The organism is Nostoc sp. LPT, assembly GCF_017115165.1.
GTDB lineage: Bacteria > Cyanobacteriota > Cyanobacteriia > Cyanobacteriales > Nostocaceae > Nostoc.
The window spans coordinates 46,770-68,095 of record NZ_JABXKF010000019.1; the positions used below are offsets into that span (position 1 = coordinate 46,770).

Sequence of the window (21,326 nt, forward strand, 5' to 3'; positions counted from 1 at the left end):
TTCTCAAAAAAATACAGTGTGGCTAATAAGCTGAAATTTTCAATAAATAAAGGCTGAGAAGGCGATGGCATAACCGCCCAGCGGAGTTAATCGCACTTAACACAACTAGGCAGTTTGGCTCCACATAGATAGTTGTATAAATGGAGTGACATAAATGAGCAAAAATCTTTCCGAGCTACCGAGGAAATTCACCTCGTTGGTTGAACTTCTTCATTGGAGAGCGGTTCTGAAACCTGAGCAAAAGGCTTATTCTTTTCTGCTGGATGGAGAGGTAGAAGCATCATATTTGACTTATGGAAAACTAGATCGCCAAGCTCGGAGCATTGCTGCTCTACTTCAAAGTTATGGAGTCAAAAGTGGAGAGCGTGGACTACTGCTCTACCCACCTGGTTTAGAATTTATAGCTGCGTTTTTCGGATGTCTGTATGCTGGGGTAATTGCAGTCCCAGCTTATCCGCCCCGACCGAACCAATCTTTGTCCCGACTCCAGGCTGTTGTGGCAGATGCACAGGCTGCGATTGCCCTTACCACCACAACTGTCTTTGCCAACATTGAGCGACAATTCGCTCAGTATCCGAATTTACAAACTTTGCGGTTGCTGACTACTGATAACATTACTACCGATCTAGCACATTTATGGCAGCAGCCATCTATAAATAGCGATCGCCTCGCCTTTTTGCAGTATACTTCCGGCTCTACGGGTACACCTAAAGGCGTAATGGTGAGTCATGGGAATTTGCTGCATAACGAACTTTTAATTAAGCAGGCAATGCAGCACACAGAAAATACGCTTTTCGTGGGTTGGTTGCCCCTTTTCCATGACATGGGTTTAGTCGGGAATATGCTTCAGCCCTTGTACTTGGGGATACCGTGCATACTCATGTCTCCTGTGGCATTTCTGCAAAAGCCCTTGCGGTGGCTACAGGCGATTTCCCGATATAAAGCAACAACTAGCGGTGGCCCCAACTTTGCCTATGACCTGTGTGTTCGCAAAATCACGCCCGAACAACGAGCCACCCTGGATTTAAGTAGCTGGGAAATTGCTTTTAACGGCGCTGAACCGATTCGGAAAGAAACTCTAGAGCAGTTTACCGCTACCTTTGCTGAATGTGGCTTCCGGCGTGAGAGTTTCTATCCTTGTTACGGTATGGCAGAAACAACGCTGATTATAACTGGTGGCAGCAAATTAGTTCCACCTGTGTTATTACCAGTTCAGTCGGTGGCACTGCTGCAAAATAAAATAGTTCCAGCCAGTCAAAATGAAACTGGTGTACAGACCATAGTCGGTTGTGGTCATGCCTTACAAGATTTAAAGATTACCATAGTTCATCCTGAGACTCTAACCCTTTGCCAACCTAATGAGGTGGGTGAGATTTGGGTTGCAGGATCTAGTGTCACCCAAGGCTACTGGAATCAGCCAGAGCAAACGGATTACACATTCCGAGCCTACCTCAAAGATACTCAAGACGGGCCTTTTCTGCGGACAGGAGACTTGGGCTTTTTGCAGGAGGGAGAGCTATTTGTCACAGGTCGCCTGAAGGATTTGATCATTATCCGGGGTCGCAATCATTACCCGCAAGACATTGAATGGTCAGTAGAACAAAGCCACCCATCACTGCAACCTAGCGGTAGTGCAGCCTTTGCAATTGATCTTGCTGGCGAAGAAAAATTAGTTATTGCTCAAGAAGTGAAGCGCAGTTTCCTACGAAATTTGGCGACTGAAGAAGTCATTAGAGCTATCCGTCAAGCAGTAGTAAAAGAACATGAACTGCAAGTTTATGCAGTGTTACTCCTCAAGCCAGGTAGTATCCCCAAAACTTCTAGCGGTAAAATTCAGCGCCATGCTTGTCGTACTAATTTTTTGGCAGGAAGTTGGGAAAATATTGCCAGCAGCGTTTTAGAAGAATCTCAGACTACAGTCAATATAGGCAGCCTGACTCATACAGCTGTCCTCGCATTAGAGCCACAAGAGCTTCAGTTACAGTTAACCTGTTATCTTCAGCAGTTAGTAGCTCAGGTACTCAAATTAGTGTCTTCCCAAGTCAACCCGCAGCAACCCTTGAACAGCCTGGGAATTGATTCCTTAATGGCAGTAGAACTCCAGCACACTATTGAAACTAACTTGGGTGTGGTCTTACGGATGACTAGCTTTTTGGGGGGTTCCAATATTAACCAACTAGCAACTGTAGTACTTGCTGAGTTAACAAATGTTTCTTCTGTCCCTAAAAGCGCTCCAGCCCAAATTAATGAGACTGTCACTGAGTACCCTCTTTCCTACGGTCAACAGGCTTTGTACTTTTTACACCAGCTAACACCAGAGAGTCCTGCTTACAACATTGCTAATGCTCTGCGTATTCGTGGCGAGCTTGATATTTCTGCATTGCATCGAGCATTTCAGAGTTTAGTGGAACGCCATAGAATTCTAGGTACGACTTTCCCAAATGTTGACGGACATCCCATACAGCGAGTTCATAAGCACGTAGAGGTTTGCTGGCAACAGGAAGATGCTGCAACATGGGATGAAGAATTTTTGAGCGATCGCCTGCTTAAAGCAGCATACCACCCCTTCAATCTGGAGCAAGGCCCCCTCATGCGGGTGAGTCTGTTGACTCGCTCACAAACGGAACACATTCTTTTACTTGTTGTTCACCACATCGTCGCAGACTTCTGGAGCCTCACCATCTTGGTAGATGAGTTGGGAACACTGTACCAAGCTCAAAAGAACAATACACCTGTGATGCCTCCTTTGGTTTGGCAGTACACCGACTATGTACGAAAACAGGCTCTAATGCTAGCGAGTCCAGAAGGCGATCGCCTGTGGGACTACTGGCAAAAGCAGTTGGCAGGATTACCTATATTAAATTTGCCAACTGACCGTCCGCGTCCAGCCATTCAAACCTATCAAGGAGCTTCCTTTAGCTATCAGCTGAGTACAGAATTAACTCAAAAACTACAAAACTTCAGCCGCAAACGTGGAGTTACTCTCTACATGACCTTGCTAGCAGCCTTGCAAGTGCTACTTTATCGCTACACAGGTCAAGAAGACTTCCTAGTGGGTTCCCCCACAACAGGCAGAAGTCAAACTGATGCAGCAGGTGTGGTAGGGTATTTTGTCAATCCGGTAGTATTGCGTTCACCTCTGGTGCTGCGCTTTGCGCAATCGCCTTTATCAGAAAATCCCACCTTTGATGAGTTTCTCATTCAAGTACGTTCCTGTGTGCTGGATGCTTTTGATCACCAGAACTACCCCTTTGCCCGACTAGTTGAGCAACTACAACCAGTGCGAGACTCCAGTCGTTCACCATTATTTCAAGTGATGTTTGTCTTGCAGAAAGCGCACCTACTCAATGAATCAGGTTTGGCAGCCTTTGCATTAGGGGAAACAGGAGCAAGGATAAAATTAGGGGAACTAGAACTAGAGTCCCTAGCCCTCGAACAGCGAATTGCTCAGTTCGACCTCAATCTCATCATGGCTGAGGTTAATGAAACACTATCTGCTTCTTGGCAATACAACACAGACCTATTCGATGCTGCCACTATTGCGCGGATGGCTGGTCATTTTCAAACCTTACTAGAAGGTATTGTTGCCGACTCACAGCAGCACATCTCACTTCTACCACTCCTCACTGAATTAGAACAGCAACAATTATTATTTGAGTGGAATCAGAACCAAGTAGATTACGCCAGCAAACCTTGTCTCCATCAACAATTTGAGGCTCAGGTAGAGCAGACACCAAATGCAGTGGCGGTAGTATTTGAAACAGAACAACTCACTTATGCCGAATTGAATCGACGAGCCAATCAATTAGCACATCATCTACAAACTCTGGGAGTAGAGCCGGAGGTGTTAGTTGGCATTTGTCTAGAGCGATCGCTCTTAATGGTAGTGAGTATCTTGGCGACTCTCAAAGCTGGAGGAGCTTACGTTCCTCTAGATCCCTCCTATCCTCAAGAACGTCTGGCTTTCATGGTGGAAAATGCCCAGGTTTCAGTGTTGCTGACTCAAGAGAAATTCCTCGCAGCTTTGCCCGAACATGGGGCGCAAGTGGTCTTGGTGGACAAAAACCATGAGGTTTGGACTAGTAAAAATGTGGACAACCCAATTAGCCAGGTGACAGCTGATAATTTAGCTTATGTGATTTACACCTCCGGTTCGACTGGCAAACCAAAGGGGGTAATGAACACCCATAGAGGAATTTGCAATCGTCTATCTTGGATGCAGGAAACTTATCAACTGACAACAGTAGATAAAGTGTTCCAAAAGACACCCTTTAGCTTTGATGTCTCTATTTGGGAATTCTTCTGGCCTTTGACTACCGGAGCGCGTTTAGTGGTAGCTCGTCCAGCAAGTCATCAAGATAGCGCCTACCTCGTTCAGATAATTGCCCAGGAACAGATCACCACGCTGCATTTTGTTCCTTCCATGTTGCAAGTGTTTCTTGAAGAACCTGGGCTTGAAGCGTGTCAATGCTTGAGACAGGTGATGTGTAGTGGTGAAGCCCTACCTTTGAAACTACAAGAACGATTTTTTGCGCGTTTGGATGCAGACTTACATAATTTGTACGGGCCAACGGAAGCTGCGATCGATGTTACGTTCTGGGCTTGTGAACGTGAGAGTCGTAAACACACTGTTCCCATTGGTCGCCCCATTGCCAATACACAAATTTATTTGCTAGATAATCACTTGCAACCAGTGCCTATTGGCGTACCTGGGGAACTACACATTGGCGGTGTGGGTTTAGCGCGGGGTTATCTCCATCAACCAGAATTAACAGATATTAAATTCATTGCCAACCCGTTTAACAAGTCAAAAGTCAAAAGTCAAAAGTCAAAATTAGAACGTCTTTACAAAACTGGGGATTTGGCACGCTACCTGAGCGATGGCAACATTGAATATTTGGGACGACTTGACCATCAAGTTAAATTGCGGGGGTTCAGGATTGAGCTAGGAGAGATTGAAGCGATACTGAGTCAACATCCAGCATTGCGGGAAGTTGTTGTTTTGATGAGAGAAATTGAGAAGAAGGAACAGCACCGAGATTTCACACCACTGGTTGACGTAGAAAATTCATCAACAATTACTGGTTTGCGTCGCTTACTCAAGGGAGAATTGGCTAATTCTCAGGCAGATTTTAGGAATCAGCAATTAGTTGCTTATTGTGTCACCCATCATCAACCAGCACCCACTACTAGCGAATTGCGTCGCTTTCTCTTAGAGAAGCTCCCTGATTACATGATTCCGGCGGCTTTTGTCATACTGGATGCACTGCCTTTAACGCCGAATGGTAAAGTAGACCGGCAGTCTTTACCAATTCCTGGTAAAGTCAGACCTGAATTGGAAAAAGCTTTCGTAGCACCTCGCACTTTCATAGAAAAGGCGTTGGCAGAGGTTTGGGCAGAGGTGCTGGACATTGAACAAGTGGGCATTCACGACAACTTTTTTGAGTTGGGAGGAGATTCGATTCGCAGCATCCAAGTGCTAGCTAGAGCCACTGCAAAAGGTTTAAGCTTCTCCTTAGCGCAGATTTTCCAGCATCAGACTATCGACTCACTGGCACGAGAAATTACTTTTGTTGAACTCAGTGCTTTAATAACTCAAAAAACAGAGCCATTTAGCCTGATTTCCCAGACAGAACGGCAAAAGCTACCCAAAGATGTAGAAGATGCCTATCCTTTGGCTAGGGTTCAAGCTGGGGTGATTTTTCACACTCAGTCCATGCCTGATGAGCCGATGTACCATGATATTTTTCTTTACAATTTACAAGTTCGTCTAGACATTGAATTGTTTCAAAAAGCTCTACAGCACGTTGTTGATCGCCATGCTATCCTGCGGACATCCTTTGATCTGACTAACTTTAGCGAACCCCTACAACTAGTTCATCAACAAGTTACTGCTCCCTTTCACGTCGAAGACTTGCGTCATTTGTCACCAGACCAACAACAACAAGCACTTTCCACCTGGATAAAAGCTGAAAAACGACAAAATTTTGATTGGTCTTCCCCACCATTTATTCGCTTTTTCATTCACCGCCTCACAGAGCAGTCTTTTTATCTCACCTTTAGCTGTCACACTTCTATTCTTGACGGCTGGAGCAAAGCTTGTTTGCTGACAGAATTGCTGCATCATTATTATGCTTTGCTCAATGGTAAAAGCGAAGCCATTGAACCAGCCCCAGCTATAACTTATCGAGATTTTGTCGCCTTAGAGCGTGCAACATTGCAATCGCCAGACTCTCAAGATTTTTGGAGGCAAAAATTAGCAGATTGTGTAACCACGAGAATAGCCCGTTGGGTTGTGGCTCACCACAGCGCAAATACCCCAGAAATTGGCTTTTTAGATGTCCCCATCTCCCCAGAACTTTCTGAGAAATTGCAAAAACTAGCCCGGTTAGCAGAAGTCCCCCTGAAAAACGTCTTGTTAGCTGCACATATCAGGGTGATGAGTTTGTTAAGTGGCGAGAGTGATATCCTCACAGGGCTGGAGTCTAATGGTCGATTGGAAGAAGCTGACGGAGAAAAAACTTTAGGAATCCATTTGAACACGGTTCCCTTGCGTTTGCAGCTGATGGGGGGAACTTGGCTAGAGTTGGTGCAGCAGGTTTTTGCAGCTGAACGAGAGTTGTTGCCCTTCAGGCGTTATCCCTATGCAGATTTACATCAACTTGTTGGTCGTCAGGCTCTCCAGCCCCTAGTTGAAACTGTTTTTAATTACACTAACTTTCATGTTTATGAGAGTCTGCAAAGTCTCAAAGATTTGGAAGTTTTAGGGGCGAGGGGTTTTGGTGAAACTCATTTTACGTTGCGGTCTGAGTTTAATCTCAATCATGCCTCAAATTGCATCCAACTCGATTTAGAGTGCGACTTGACACAGATAAGTCATGCTCAGTTAGAGACTATTGGCACTTATTTTCAAGAAACACTAACAGTAATGTCTGCACAGCCGTTGGCACGTTACGAGTCTCAATGTCTTTTGGGCGATCGCCAACGACAGATGTTGCTCGAAGAGTGGAATAACACCAGCAAATATCCTCAATGCTGTATCCATCAACACTTTGAGGCTATGGCAGCACAAAATCCTGATGCGATCGCGATCGTCTTTGCCGATGAAAAACTCAGCTACCAACAGCTAAATCATCGAGCTAATGCTCTAGCCCATTACTTGCAGCGTTTAGGAGTAACTGCCGATGTGCCAGTGGCTCTCTGTGTCGAGCGTTCCTTGGAGATGATAGTGGGAATTTTGGGAATCCTCAAGGCAGGAGGAGCCTACGTACCTTTAGACCCAACATATCCCCAAGAAAATCTCGCTTTTATACTGAAAGATGCTCAAGTGCCAGTCCTGCTGACTCAGGCACGGCTAATAGCAGACTTACCTACCCACACAGCCCAAATTGTCTGCCTAGACTCAGACTGGCAGATTGTAGCGCAAAGCGCAGAAAACCCCAGCAGTACAAGCACATTAGAAAACCTCGCCTACATTATTTACACATCAGGCTCCACAGGTCAACCCAAGGGAGTACTCGTTACCCAGCAAAACTTAGTCCATTCCACGTTGGCGCGGATTACTTATTACTCAGAACCCGTTACCAGTTTCTTATTAATTCCCTCCTTTGCTTTTGATAGTTCAGTAGCGTCCATATTTTGGACATTGTGTCAAGGAGGTAGGCTGGTGCTGTTAAGAGAAAGTTCCCAGAGAGATATTTGGGAATTAGCCAAGCTAATTGTTCAACATCAAGTTTCACACTGGTTGAGTGTTCCCTCACTCTACAGCGCTCTTTTAGCACACACAGATATAACTGGGCTTGGCTGTTTGCAAACAGTTATTGTTGCTGGGGAATCTTGTTCTACAGAGTTGGTTGAACGCCATCATCAGTTACTACCCTATACATCCTTATTTAATGAGTATGGCCCCACAGAAGCAACAGTTTGGAGCAGTGTATACAATTGTCAAAACCATGACTTAAAAAATCCTGTGCCAATTGGTCGTCCAATTGCCAACACCCAAATTTATTTACTGGATTCTCATCTCCAACCAGTACCAATTGGTGTATCTGGTGAAGTTTATATTGGTGGTTTAGGTGTAGCGCGGGGTTATCTCAATCGTCCAGAACTAACTACCCAAAAGTTTATTCCCAACCCCTTTAACAAGTCAAAAGTCAAAAGGAGCCAGTGCGTTGCGGGGGTTCCTACGCCACTTGCTCCACTTGGGGAAACCCCAAGACCGCAGTGGCTCCCCGTTGTAGCACCTGGCGTTCAAAAGTCAAAACAGAGCGATCGCCTTTACAAAACTGGGGATTTAGGCCGTTATCTTCCAGATGGCAACATTGAGTTTTTGGGACGTATCGATCATCAGGTGAAGATTCGCGGGTATCGGATTGAACTAACGGCGATTGAGGCAATTTTACTTCAACATCCTGTTGTTCAAGAAGCGATCGCCACACTTTTAGAAGACTCAGGTAGCAAACGCTTAGTCGCCTACATAGTAATAGAGCAAAAACCAGCACCTACAACCAAGGAATTGCGGAGTTTCTTGCGGCAGAAGTTACCAGAATATATGCTTCCTACCAGCTTTGTCATCTTAGAAGAATTGCCATTGACACCTAGCGGCAAAGTTGATCGTCGCCGTTTGCCAGCACCTGAGCAGGTACAATCCGATGAGGAAAAAATGGCTTATACTGCACCCCGCACGGTAGTAGAAGAGGTGCTAGCTACAATCTGGAGTCAAGTTTTGGGAATTGGGCAGGTGGGTATCCACAACAACTTTTTAGAGTTGGGAGGTGATTCGATTCAAAGTATTCAGGTTGCGGCTAAAGCTTATGAAGCAGGGTTGAAATTCAGTATCAATCAGTTATTTGCATATCCAACAATTGCAGAGTTAGCAACGGTTGTGGAGAGAATTTACGTTCCCCAAGAGGAAATGCCGCCCATTGCTCATTTCGTGTCCACCGATACGCCAAGCTTCAAACCTTCAGACTTTCCAGAAGCTGAATTAACTCAGGAAGAACTAAATAAGCTTTTTTTGAACAACAACAAGTAGAAATTTCAAGGTATGGAAGCTCAAAATATAGAGGACATCTACACACTTTCGCCTACTCAACAGGGTATGCTATTTCACATCCTTTCGGCTCCAGATTCGAGGATGTATGTGGAGCAAACAGTATGTACCTTGCACGCCACTCTCAACATCTCAGCTTTTGAGCAGGTTTGGCAGCAAGTAATAGACCGACATCCGAGTTTGAGGACAGCTTTTGTATGGCAAGGTCTGAATCAGCCAGTTCAGATAGTACACCAACAAGCTAAACTGGCGATCGCGCATTATGATTGGCGTGAGCTTTCAACGACTCAACAGGAAGCACAACTACAAAGTTACCTGGAAGCAGACCAAAAAAGTGGCTTTGATTTGGCTCAACCACCCTTAATGCGGCTGGCCTTAATTCAGACAGAGGTGGATACTTACCAATTTATTTGGAGCATTTGTCACTTAGTCTTAGATGCGTGGTGTGTGAACACAATCCTCAAAGAATTTTTGTCCTGCTACGAGGCACTTTGTCAAGGCCGGATTCTCCAGTTGCAACCAAGCCGTCCTTATCGGGATTACATCAGTTGGCTGAAACAGCAAGATTTATCGGAGGCTGAGGTCTTTTGGCGAAAATATCTTCAGGGCTTCACAACACCAACTTCTTTAATAGCAGATGGGAAAAGTCAACAAGAAGGTTTCAATCAACAACAAGTCCAACTGTCGCTAACAACCACAGAAGCACTTAAGTCTTTAGCGCAACAACATCATTTGACCTTGAACACCTTATTACAAGGGGTTTGGGCATTGCTGTTAAGTTATTACAGCAATGAAGCAGATGTAGTGTACGGAACCGTTGTGTCTGGAAGACCACCAACATTATTAGGGGTTTCGTATATGGTGGGACTTTTTATCAACACCCTACCAGTGCGCGTACTCGTTTCTGGTGAAGTTTCGCTTTTATCTTGGCTGAAAGAACTCCATTCCCAACAGCTTAGTATACGTAGATACGAATGTACCCCTCTAATTCAAATTCAGAATTGGAGTCAAGTACCTCCAGGGATACCTTTGTTCAAGAGCATTTTGGTGTTTGAAAACTCTTCCGCCAATATTTCTAATTTACCTACAGGAAACTTGAAAATTGATAATGTTCGCTCTTTTATCAACTCTAACTATCCTCTTGTTCTTTTAGTTAAACCTTGGTCGCAGTTATCGTTGAATATATTTTATGACTTACGTTACTTCAATACTATGACGGTAACTAGAATGTTGAGTCATTTGTCAGCGCTGCTAAACAATATAGTTGCAAATTCCGACACTACACTGAGAACTTTGACCCATAGTATTGTCGATATTGAGCGACAGCAACTGCTCGTTGAATTCAACAATACAAGAAGAGATTATGTTAATGACAAGTGTATCCACCAATTAATCGAGTCACAGGCAGAACGTACTCCAGAAAATGTAGCTGTGGTGTTTAAAAATGAGCAATTAACTTACCGAGAATTGAATACCAGAGCCAATCAACTAGCACACCGTCTTCAAGCTTTGGGAGTTGAACCCGATGTATTAGTGGGGATTTGTGTAGAACGCTCTTGGGAAATGTTGGTAGGTATACTAGGCATTCTCAAAGCTGGAGGAGCATACGTACCAATCGATCCAATGTATCCCAACCAGCGATTGAGTTATATGCTGGAAGATTCTCAGGTATCAATAATATTGACCCAAGAACGGTTGGTGAAAAGCTTACCTGATATTGGAGCGCAAGTACTCTGCTTAGATACTCTTTGGGATGCAATTGCTCAAGAAAGTTATGAGAATCCTACAAGTGAAGTAAAGACTGAGAACCTGGCTTACTTAATTTATACTTCTGGATCTACAGGACAACCCAAAGGAGTGCAGGTTACGCATCAAAACTTAGTTCACTCGACGACTGCTCGGATTTGTTATTATGAGCAACCTGTAACAGGCTTTCTCTTAACTTCACCTTTTGCTTTTGATAGCTCTGTCGCAGTCATTTTTTGGACACTTTGTCAAGGGGGTTTTGTCTCAGTTTTACCGGAAAATGGGCAATTAGATATTAAACAGATGATAGAGGCGATGTCTACGGCAGCAAGCTACGCTCAACAACAAATTTCTCATTTATTATGTCTACCATCTCTCTACAAGCTGATTTTAGAGCAAGCCCAACCACAGCAACTACTCAGCCTAAAAACCGTCATTGTCGCTGGAGAATCCTGTCCAAAAGAGCTTGTTAAGCAACATCGTGAATTATTTCCCCAGACACGCTTATTTAATGAGTATGGCCCAACAGAAGCAACAGTTTGGAGCAGTGTATACAATTGTCAAAATCATGATTTAAACAATTCTGTTCCCATTGGTCGCCCAATTGCCAACACCCAGATATATTTACTGGATTCTCAACTCCAACCAGTACCAATTGGTGTATCTGGACAGATATATATTAGTGGTTTTGGTCTGGCTAAAGGTTATCTTAACCGCCCAGAACTAACTGCCCAAAAGTTTATTCCCAATCCATTTAGCAATGAACCAAACGCACGCCTCTATAAAACTGGAGATTTAGGGCGTTATCTCTCAGATGGAAACATTGAGTTTCTCGGTCGTCTCGATCAGCAGGTTAAGATTCGCGGGTATCGGATTGAGCTAGCTGAAATTGAAGCCGTTCTGAATCAACACTCAGCTGTACAAGAAGCGATCGCTATCGCCCAAGAAGATATTGATGCTCACCGCCGTTTAATAGCATATATTGTCCCAAAAAAAGAGCAAGTACCCACAGTTGATGATTTGCGTAGCTTCTTGAAAAATTCCTTGCCAGAGTATATGCTGCCTTCGGTGTTCGTGATGCTGAAGGCGCTACCACTAAATCCCAATGGCAAAGTAGACCGTCAAGCCCTTCCCATTCCCGACCAAGAAAGACCAAATCTGGAAGCAGTATTTGTCGCACCTAGCACTGCGATCGAAGTAGCACTGGCAGAGATTTGGTCACAAGTTCTTGGTGTAGAACAAGTAGGCATTCACGACAACTTCTTTAAGTTAGGGGGTCATTCCTTGCTGGTTACTAAGCTGGTATTGCGAGTGCGAGAAACTTTCCAAGTAGAACTTCCCTTACGCAGTCTGTTTGAGATGCCTACCGTAGCAAGTTTAGCCAAGAATCTTGAGATCGCTCAAAAGACAGGAGCTTCTACTATTGGTACGAAAACTGTTGCGGATCTACAGACTGAAGCTGTTCTTGACCCCACAATTCGTCCAGAGGTTATAGCCATTGAGTGTACGACTGAGCCTGATCACATCTTCCTAACAGGAGCCACAGGCTTTTTGGGAGCTTTTTTGCTTTATGAACTTCTTCAGCAAACCCAAGCGGATATCTATTGTCTGGTACGTTCGCCTAATGCCGAAGAAGGTAAAAAAAGAATTCAAAGCAGCCTTGAATCTTATTTACTCTGGGATGAATCTTTAAGCCCTAGAATTATATCAGTTGTGGGAGACCTGTCTCAGCCGCTTTTAGGTCTTAGTGAGGAACAGTTTCGAGCGATGGCTGAGTTAGTTGATATCATTTATCACAATGGAGCATGGGTTCATCATACTTCTCCTTACTCTGTACTTAAGGCAGCTAATGTTCTGGGAACACAAGAAGTTTTGAGATTGGCAAGTCAAACTAAAGTCAAGCCTGTGCATTTTATTTCTACCATTAGCGTTTTCTCCTCAGTTGGTCATTCTGGAGTTAAAGTGGTTCAAGAACAGGACAGTCTTGATGATTACCAAGTACCAAGGGGTGGCTATTCCCAGAGTAAATGGGTTGCCGAAAAGTTAGTAACTATTGGGCGTGATCGAGGTATTCCTGCTTGTATCTATAGGCTGGGACGTGTATCAGGGCATAGCCAAACCGGTGTCTCTAATATAAATGACTTTTTGTATCGACTGATAATAGGTTGTATCCAGCTTGGATGTATGCCAGAAGTAGAGATGATTGAGAACATGGCTCCTGTGGATTATATCAGCAGAGCGATCGTCCATTTATCGAGGCAACAAGAATCTCTAGGAAAAGCTTTTCACTTAGTTAATCCCCAGTCTTTCAACTCAAGTATGTTGAGCAACTTAATCTGTTCGTCTGGTTACTCTCTTAAACAAATTCCTTATGACCAGTGGCAATTAGAACTGCTTAGAATTGCTCAACGAGAGCCAGAACATGCCTTGTATCCGCTGGTGCCGCTTTTGCTGACCAAGGAATCTCAAGAGAAAATTCCAAACTCAGCAGTACTACAGTTTGACTGTCAAAATACACTCAATGGGTTTGTAGACACCTCTATTGTGTGTCCACCAGTAGATGAGCAGTTACTTCGTACTTACTTTTCATCTCTAATTCTTAGCGGCTTTTTTGAGGCTCAACAACTGAGTAATAAGTCGGAAAGTTCCTCGAAAAAAACACTTAGATTTACTTCCAAGCAAAGCACCTAAAGATGCCTAAACCATGCCTCACTTCTTCAAGCTTACTCTTAGACATAGTAGTCATCTTTACAATAAAAGTAATCGTTAGATGACTAGACGACAACGCCGATTAAGAACAAAAAACTTATTGAACTCAAACCAAAAAAATGAACAGAACTCTCATAAATGAAGAAACAACTAACTTACAACAGAGGTATTTAGAAGCGTTTATTGAACGCTACACCAAGCGCACCGAAACCTCAAAACAACTTACACAAACCTACCGTCCAGTTTTAGCAAATAGCCGAGCTTCATTCGGGTTCCGTTTGTCCATCAAGGAAATATTCTATCCCATCATTGGCAAGCAAGCACAAGGCTCCCGAATGTGGGATGTTGATGGTAACGAATATATAGATTTAGGGGGATTTGGGGTGAATCTCTTTGGTAATAATCCCCCCTTTATTAAGGAAGCTTTGGCAGCGCAACTTGAGCAAGGAATACAGATTAGTCCCCAAGCAGAGTTTGCTGGTGAAGTTGCTTCGTTAATCTGTGAACTGACGGGGATGGAGCGGGTCACTTTTGTTAATTCAGGCACAGAAGCCGTGATGACAGCACTACGACTAGCCCGTTCCGCCACAAACCGCTACAAAATTGCTCTCTTTTCAGGGTCTTATCATGGTCATTCTGATGGCACGCTGATGATAGCGCACAAAGGCGCAGAAAATCCGCGTGCAGTACCTCTTGCTCGGGGCATATCGTCAAATATTGCTGAAGATGTGTTGGTACTGGATTATGGGAATTTTGAGTCACTTGAGGTAATCAAAGCTTATGCATCCGAACTGGCAGCGGTTCTGGTTGAACCCGTACAAAGTCGCCGACCTGAGTTGCAGCCCCAAGCATTTCTCCAACAATTGAGGCAATTGACTCAAGAATCCGGGATAGCATTAATTTTTGACGAGATGGTTACAGGATTCCGCATTCATCCAGGAGGAGCGCAGGCATGGTTTGGTGTTGAAGCCGATCTCGCAACCTATGGAAAGATTATTGGTGGCGGAATGCCGATTGGTGTGGTTGCTGGCAAGGCGACTTATATGGATGGGGTTGACGGCGGTATGTGGAATTATGGGGATGAGTCCTACCCTCAAGCGAAAACGACGTTTGTTGCAGGTACCTTCTCCAAGCACCCGCTCGCTATGGCAGCAGCACGGGTCGTTCTACAGCATCTCAAAAGTCAGGGTTCTGGACTACAGCAGCAGTTGAACCAACGTACTTCGCAATTCGTTGAAACCCTAAATGCTTACTTTGAAGCCAATAAAGTGCCTTTGGGAGTTGCTAATTTTGGCTCGTTTTTTGGTCCTGTGCTTTTGGGAAACGCTACCTCAAATCATTCTACTGTTTTAGAAAATATCGATTTGCTACTCTATCATCTGCTCGCTAAGGGAATCTATTTACGAGGAGGATGTTTTCTATCTACAGCTCATACCGATGAGGATATTGACTGTATCATTCATGCCATCAAGGATAGCGTAGAGGAAATGCAAGAGGGAGGCTTCTTGGTAGATTCCTATTCCTAACTTCGTTTGTCTCTCTCGGTCGTACTGATGACTGAAACTTTAGCTATCGTAGAATGCGAATCTTCATCCTGATCTGGTTTGGGCAGCTTATTTCACTGATTGGCTCTGGGCTGACTCGATTTGCTTTAGGTGTCTGGGTATACCGAAATACTGGGTCAGTCACACAATATGCCCTGATTTCTTTGTTCGCAATACTGCCAAGCATCTTGTTGTCACCCTTGGTCGGTGTGCTTGTAGATCGCTGGAACCGACGTTCTTGCATGATACTTAGCGATGCCGGAGCAGGACTGAGTACGCTGGCTATTGCGCTATTGCTCTTCGTTGGTCGGCTTGAAGTCTGGCATATCTACTTGGTTGTAGGAGTTAGTTCGACCTTTAGCGCTTTCCAGTGGCCAGCCTATACTGCTGCTACTACAATGCTTGTCCCAAAGCAACACCTTGGTCGTGCCAGTGGTATGGTGCAATTTGCAGAGGCAACTTCACGGCTGCTTGCACCGATGTTAGCAGGTGTGCTGGTTGTGACTATTCAGATTCAGGGCATCATCCTGATCGACTGCGTTACTTTTCTCTTTTCCCTGGTGACGCTGCTACTCGTCCGATTCCCTCAGCCGAAAACTACCGCAGAGAATGAAGTGAAGAAAAGTTGGCAACTGCGGGAGTTCACCTATGGGTGGACATACATCACTGCTCGACCGGCACTACTGGGATTGTTGATTTTTTTTGCTGCCATTAATTTCTTAATCGGAGTTGTCAGCGTACTAGTTACACCACTGGTATTAGCCTTTGCTGCGGCTAATGTACTGGGTACGGTGCTGTCCATTGGTGGAAGCGGTATGTTGGTTGGTGGTCTAGTGATGAGCGTTTGGGGCGGCCCCAAGAACCGTATCCTTGGTGTGTTTGGTTTTACGCTATCAGGTGGACTCTCTATACTACTTGCGGGGCTTATGCCCTCTGTTCCGGTCTTCTTTGCTGCTGCTTTCATCTACTATTTTGGGGTATCGATGATCGATGGCTGTGACCAAGCTATCTGGCAGAGCAAAGTCGCCCCTGCTGTCCAGGGACGAGTGTTTGCCGTGCGAAGTATGCTCGCCTTGGCATCACTACCGCTTGCCTATCTGATTGCAGGGCCTTTAGCCGATCAAGTTTTCGAGCCATTACTTGCCCCTACAGGGTTATTAGCTGGAAGCATCGGCAAGATCATTGGTGTCGGTAGAGGATACGGTATTGCTTTGTTGTTTGTTGTGGTGGGAATGCTGACTATGCTAGCGATCGCTTTTGGCTATCTATATCAACCTCTACGGCGGCTAGATGATCAACTGCCAGATGCAATTGCTGATGAGGCTTTCCCATAGAAGAGGCGATTCTGCTGTTATTAGTTGAATAAATATATCCGAAGTCTTGGTGGACATAACCAAGACTTCTTTTAAATTGCAGGAATCAATTATTAGTAACTGTGCATTTAGCGGGACTTAAACATTTTTGAGGGAAAAACAAGCCTCAAACCCATGCAGGGTAAGGTAAATACACCAAATGTTCAAAAACAGCCCAAACCTCAGATATATTAAGAAACTAAGTAAAACGATGTTAAAGTCTTTCTGGATATAGATTTGAGGTTCTTTTTTGGTTGTTTTTTGTCTAAGTCACACTAACAAATGGTAGCTATTGCAACCAGTCAGTTTAAGTATTATTAAATTCATAATCATGCTATTATTAGTCCAATATCAACTCGGTTCTGGTGGGAGTCAGCCATCAGACGCAAGGGGGAAAGTCCGGTGTAAATCCGGCGCTGTCCCGCAGCTGTAATCAAGGTTCGCCTTGTGAGTCAGAATGCCCGCCGAAAGTAACACACAAACTCATACCCATCTGCGAGGTACAGGTGAAAATTGCCATAAATATTTCAACAATACGTCAGCTTCACGTTCTCATAGTGCCAGAGATACGCCACAGACTACTCATGGCTGTGAAATTATAGGCAGTTTATTGATGATTGCAATTGCGCTTTGGTGTAACTGTCGGTTACGCTGGTTTTCGCTTGCGTAAAAGCTTTTGCAACATCATTCTTGCCAAACTTACAGTTATGTTGCAGTTGCACGACTGCAAGAAGTTGTCATATCTGCGATTCAGAATTATTTCTACAAACTTCAAAATTAATGCTCAATAAACAACATACTTTATTTGTTTGCACGACTTGTGACAGCGTGTGGCAAAACGGTAAACGAGTTGGTGAAAGTAAAGGTGAACAACTACTACAGCAACTTCAACAACTTGCACAAGATTGGGAATTGCAAAATAAATTCCTCATTCAGGGAGTTGAATGCATGAGTGCTTGTAACCATTCTTGTGTTATTGCCTTTACAGCAGAAGGTAAATCAACCTATCTCTTTGGCGATTTACCAGTTGACAGCTGTGCATCTGCTGTACTGAAATGTGCAACTCAATATTATACTAAGCCTGATGGTTTACTGCCTTGGTCAGAACGACCTGAACCTTTGAAAAAGGGGATTTTAGCAAAGATTCCACCACTAAATAAGTGGGCAAAATTAAATATAAGTTGTTGTTAATTGATGATTGGGTAAAATTTCCCAGTTTCCAATCTCTAGTACCTAAATTATTAGTTTTCAAAGGAATAGAAAGTAATGCAGATTCAAACAGCAACATTAGGCTATCCCCGCATTGGTAAAAACCGGGAAGTCAAGAAAGCGCTAGAAGCATTTTTGAGTGGTAATATAGAGTCAGAATCATTACTCCAAACCGTGCAAAAAGTCGAGGAATCTAACTGGAAAACCCAACTTGAAGCCGGAATTGACTACATTGGGATTGGAGACTCAACTCTCTACGATCATGTACTTGACTGGACATTTCGTTTTGGGCTAATTCCTGAAAGATTTCAACAGCTTTCTGGCTTAGAACGCTACTTTACAATGGCACGGGGTAAAGAAGGAATTCCTGCCTTGGAAATGACCAAGTGGTTTGATACTAACTATCACTATCTCGTCCCGGAAATTGCAGAATCAACATTACCATCTGATTTCAGTGACTTTTTAGAACTAGTTAGTCGCGCTCAAAAAATATTAGGTAAACGGGCAATTCCGATTGTACTTGGCCCCTGTACTCTGCTACGTTTAAGCAAACTATCACTAAATATTCAGCAAGCGGTATCAAAGTTAATTCCGCTATACATAAACCTACTCACCGAATTAAAAAATCTGGGAGTAGAAGAAGTGCAAATACATGAACCTGCACTTGTTTTAGGTGATGCTAATTCTTGGAAAGAACACTTCCAAACAGTTTATCAATCACTTTCGTTAGTTGGAATACCCCTACACTTGGTTACTTATTTTGATGATTTGGGTGAAACTTACCCTTGGGTGATAGATTTACCCGTTGCTGCTATTAGCTTAGACTTGACACGCGGACGCAACTTAGAGTTAATTAAAACTTACGGTTTCCCACCAAATAAGCGACTAGGTGCAGGGATTATAGACGCAAGAAATATTTGGCAAATTCGTTCTGAGAAAGTTATTCCCATTTTACAAGATATTGTAGAGACTTTACATGGGACATCTCTACATATTCAACCATCTGCTTCCTTACAATTTGTTCCCGACGATGCCAAACGAGAAAAACGATTACCATCACCACTACGTAATGTCTTAAGTTTTGCTGAACAGAAACTTAAAGAAGTGGTTTTATTGGTTCGGACAATAACAGGAGAAAACACTAAAACAGAGCAAGAAATTATCGAGACTAGCTGGACTAAATTCGAGGAGTTTAATTCAGCAAATCAGTCAGTTCAAGAAAGATTGAAAACTCTGAAGACTGATGATTTTCAGCGCTCCTTATCCTATGGATTGCGGCTTGATTCCCAAATTTCACTTCCTCTGTTCCCGACAACCACAATTGGTTCCTTTCCCCAAACCTCTGAAGTTCGTCAACTCCGAGTGCGTTACAAACGGGGTGAATTGAGTCAGTCAGAATACGAAACTGCAATTGATATTCAAATTGCCGAAAGCATTAAATTACAAGAGGAATTAGAGTTAGATGTTTTAGTTCATGGTGAATTTGAACGCACCGATATGGTGGAATTTTTTGGACAGCAGTTATCAGGCTTCGCTTTCACTGAAAATGGTTGGGTGCAAAGCTACGGTAGCCGTTATGTTCGTCCGCCAATTATTTATGGTGACGTGGTTCGGACTGCGCCAATGACGGTACGTGAGTTTCAAGTCGCACAATCTTTGACTGAAAAACCTGTAAAAGGGATGTTGACTGCTCCTGTAACTATCTTAAATTGGTCTTATCCCCGGACTGATATTTCCAAGTCAGAACAAGCTTTCCAAATTGCTTTAGCGTTGCGGGATGAGGTAGCGGATTTGGAAGCGGCTGGTGCAAAGGTAATTCAAGTTGATGAACCAGCGCTGCGTGAGGGTTTACCCCTGAAGGTTGAGCGCTGGAATGAATATCTTTCTTGGGCTGTAGATGCATTTCGTTTGGCGACAGCAGTAGCCCAACCACAAACTCAAATTCATACCCACATGTGCTACTGCGAATTTGGTGACATCATCAAGGATATTGAACGGTTAGATGCTGATGTTATTTCGATTGAAAATAGTCGCAGTAACAATCAAACTTTGCGAGAAATCACAGAGGGTGGTTACTCACATCAAGTTGGTAATGGAGTCTACGATATCCATAGTCCCGTTGTCCCGACAACTGAGCAGATTTTACAACAATTGCGGACTGGAATTGCTAATTTACCGGTAAAACAAATTTGGGTAAATCCAGATTGTGGCTTGAAAACTCGGCGATGGTCAGAGGTGATTCCGGCTTTAAAGAACATGGTGGAAGCCACAAAAGTTCTACGGGAGGAAGCAAATGCGACTGTGAAATAACAGTAAATAGCCATAGGCATTAGTCTGAGAGTGCTTTAAAATTTTTGCTCTCTTGCTTATTGTTGAACTCAACAGTAATGTCCAATTATCTACACTATTCTTCTCTGCATTCACTGAAGATATGAAGCTCAGACTTCTCTTGGCGTTTAGAGCGGTGCTTTTTGTTTTGGAGTTTAAAAATGATGATAACGACAGTGGAAACAATCGCAGCAATTGACTACAAACTATCCAAGCGATTTTTAGAACTCGATCCGGCAGGTTATTTTATCATCTACTTAGATCGGGGAGCAGGCTTGATCTGTGCGAAACATTTTACCAATGAAGTTAATGAGCAAGGATTGGCTATCGATCCAGAAACCGGAAAGCCCATTCCTGCAACGGTCAAAGTGGAACGACAACCAACTGCTACCTTTACAGGAAGAACAGAAGAAAGAAATTTGCATTCAACTGTTTGAGTCAACAAAACCTTGCCCAGTGAGCCGATTGGATCATGCGGCTTACTTGGGACGTGAGTTTATGCGAGCAGAATTGGCATTGTTGACAGAACAAGAGTACGTACATTAAATAGGTTTGTGATGATTTAACATTGAGTTGAGCGGCGGCTGCAAAGCGCTTTGCAGCAGACGTCCGTCTCGAACGATTTGTTATGAGCGAACCTTTGCAAATAGATGACAATTAAAATATGAGCCATTTTTAAACAATGCCTTTTGTAAGACTGCCTCTTGTTTATAGCCACATTTCTCAAGCACTCGCATCGACGCTATATTCGGACCAAAAACTGGTGCAAATAACCTAACAACCTCTGTGCTAGAGAAAACAGATGTTGTGACCTTTTTTACTGCTTCAGTAGCTATGCCTTTGCCCCAATATTTTTGAGCAAGCCAATAACCTATTTCTGCCGAACGCTGATACTCATATTCGCCCACAGCAGCTCCAACCACACCAACAAAAACACCCTCTACTACAATAGCTTTGTTCATTTTCTCCTTGCTGCCAATATCTACCCACCATTCAGCATTTTCAAGTGTATATGGCGTAGGTATTCGAGAAGTAAGAAATTTTGTAACCTCATCATTATTCAAATATTCGATGAGATATTCTATATCCTGTTTTATAAAATCTCTAAGTACTACCATGCACGATTTCTCATAACTATTTATTATACGGAAAGTTTCGGTATAATCTTTTTTTCAATCCTAATAATATCAAGCATTACAACGAACTCCTATCTGAATATACGGAAAACCTCTTTTTGACATTTTTATTCGGGTATTATACGGAATTTTTCCATATAACCACCAACTCTGACGCACTGGCGCTGTAACTCTGTCGCAGATATTAAGTCAGCTGACAAGCTATCCTCCACTAGGGAATGATCCGTATTATCCATTGCTGCCACTCAAT

8 protein-coding genes, 1 pseudogene and 1 riboswitch are annotated in these 21,326 nt (G+C 43.6%); of the genes and pseudogenes, 7 read left to right on the plus strand and 2 right to left on the minus strand.

Features of this window, described 5'->3' with window-relative positions:
- The first annotated feature begins 154 nt into the window (after positions 1 to 154).
- From HWQ58_RS03660 to HWQ58_RS03690, 7 genes and pseudogenes are all read left to right on the plus strand, one after another.
- Positions 155 to 9,034, plus strand: coding sequence for a non-ribosomal peptide synthetase (locus HWQ58_RS03660; RefSeq protein WP_292857884.1), 8,880 nt, complete (start codon positions 155 to 157; stop codon positions 9,032 to 9,034).
- A gap of 12 nt (positions 9,035 to 9,046) precedes the next feature.
- Entirely contained in the window at positions 9,047 to 13,489 is a 4,443-nt protein-coding gene (locus HWQ58_RS03665; protein ID WP_292857887.1) for a non-ribosomal peptide synthetase, read from the plus strand.
- Between the two features lie 137 nt (positions 13,490 to 13,626).
- Complete coding sequence (locus tag HWQ58_RS03670) at positions 13,627 to 15,033, plus strand: aspartate aminotransferase family protein (protein WP_292857890.1); 1,407 nt, start codon at positions 13,627 to 13,629, stop codon at positions 15,031 to 15,033.
- A gap of 53 nt (positions 15,034 to 15,086) precedes the next feature.
- Entirely contained in the window at positions 15,087 to 16,385 is a 1,299-nt protein-coding gene (locus HWQ58_RS03675; protein ID WP_292857894.1) for an MFS transporter, read from the plus strand.
- Positions 16,386 to 16,743: 358 nt separating this feature from the next.
- Positions 16,744 to 16,887: riboswitch (cobalamin riboswitch) on the plus strand.
- A gap of 296 nt (positions 16,888 to 17,183) precedes the next feature.
- Complete coding sequence (locus tag HWQ58_RS03680) at positions 17,184 to 17,594, plus strand: DUF1636 family protein (RefSeq protein ID WP_292857897.1); 411 nt, start codon at positions 17,184 to 17,186, stop codon at positions 17,592 to 17,594.
- A 75-nt stretch (positions 17,595 to 17,669) separates the two neighbouring features.
- Positions 17,670 to 19,922 carry a 5-methyltetrahydropteroyltriglutamate--homocysteine S-methyltransferase gene (gene metE / locus HWQ58_RS03685; RefSeq protein ID WP_292857900.1) on the plus strand — a complete coding sequence of 751 codons (2,253 nt, stop codon included), beginning with the start codon at positions 17,670 to 17,672 and terminating at the stop codon, positions 19,920 to 19,922.
- Positions 19,923 to 20,104: 182 nt separating this feature from the next.
- A pseudogene (locus tag HWQ58_RS03690) lies at positions 20,105 to 20,486 on the plus strand (DUF4346 domain-containing protein).
- A gap of 80 nt (positions 20,487 to 20,566) precedes the next feature.
- On the opposite strand, the gene HWQ58_RS03695 reads toward HWQ58_RS03690, so the two are convergent.
- On the minus strand, positions 20,567 to 21,058 hold the full coding sequence (locus tag HWQ58_RS03695) for a GNAT family protein (RefSeq protein WP_292857903.1): 492 nt from the start codon (positions 21,056 to 21,058) through the stop codon (positions 20,567 to 20,569).
- A 125-nt stretch (positions 21,059 to 21,183) separates the two neighbouring features.
- Positions 21,184 to 21,312: a hypothetical protein gene (locus tag HWQ58_RS03700; protein ID WP_292857906.1), complete on the minus strand. Its 129-nt coding sequence runs from the start codon at positions 21,310 to 21,312 to the stop codon at positions 21,184 to 21,186.
- Between the last annotated feature and the right edge of the window lie 14 nt (positions 21,313 to 21,326).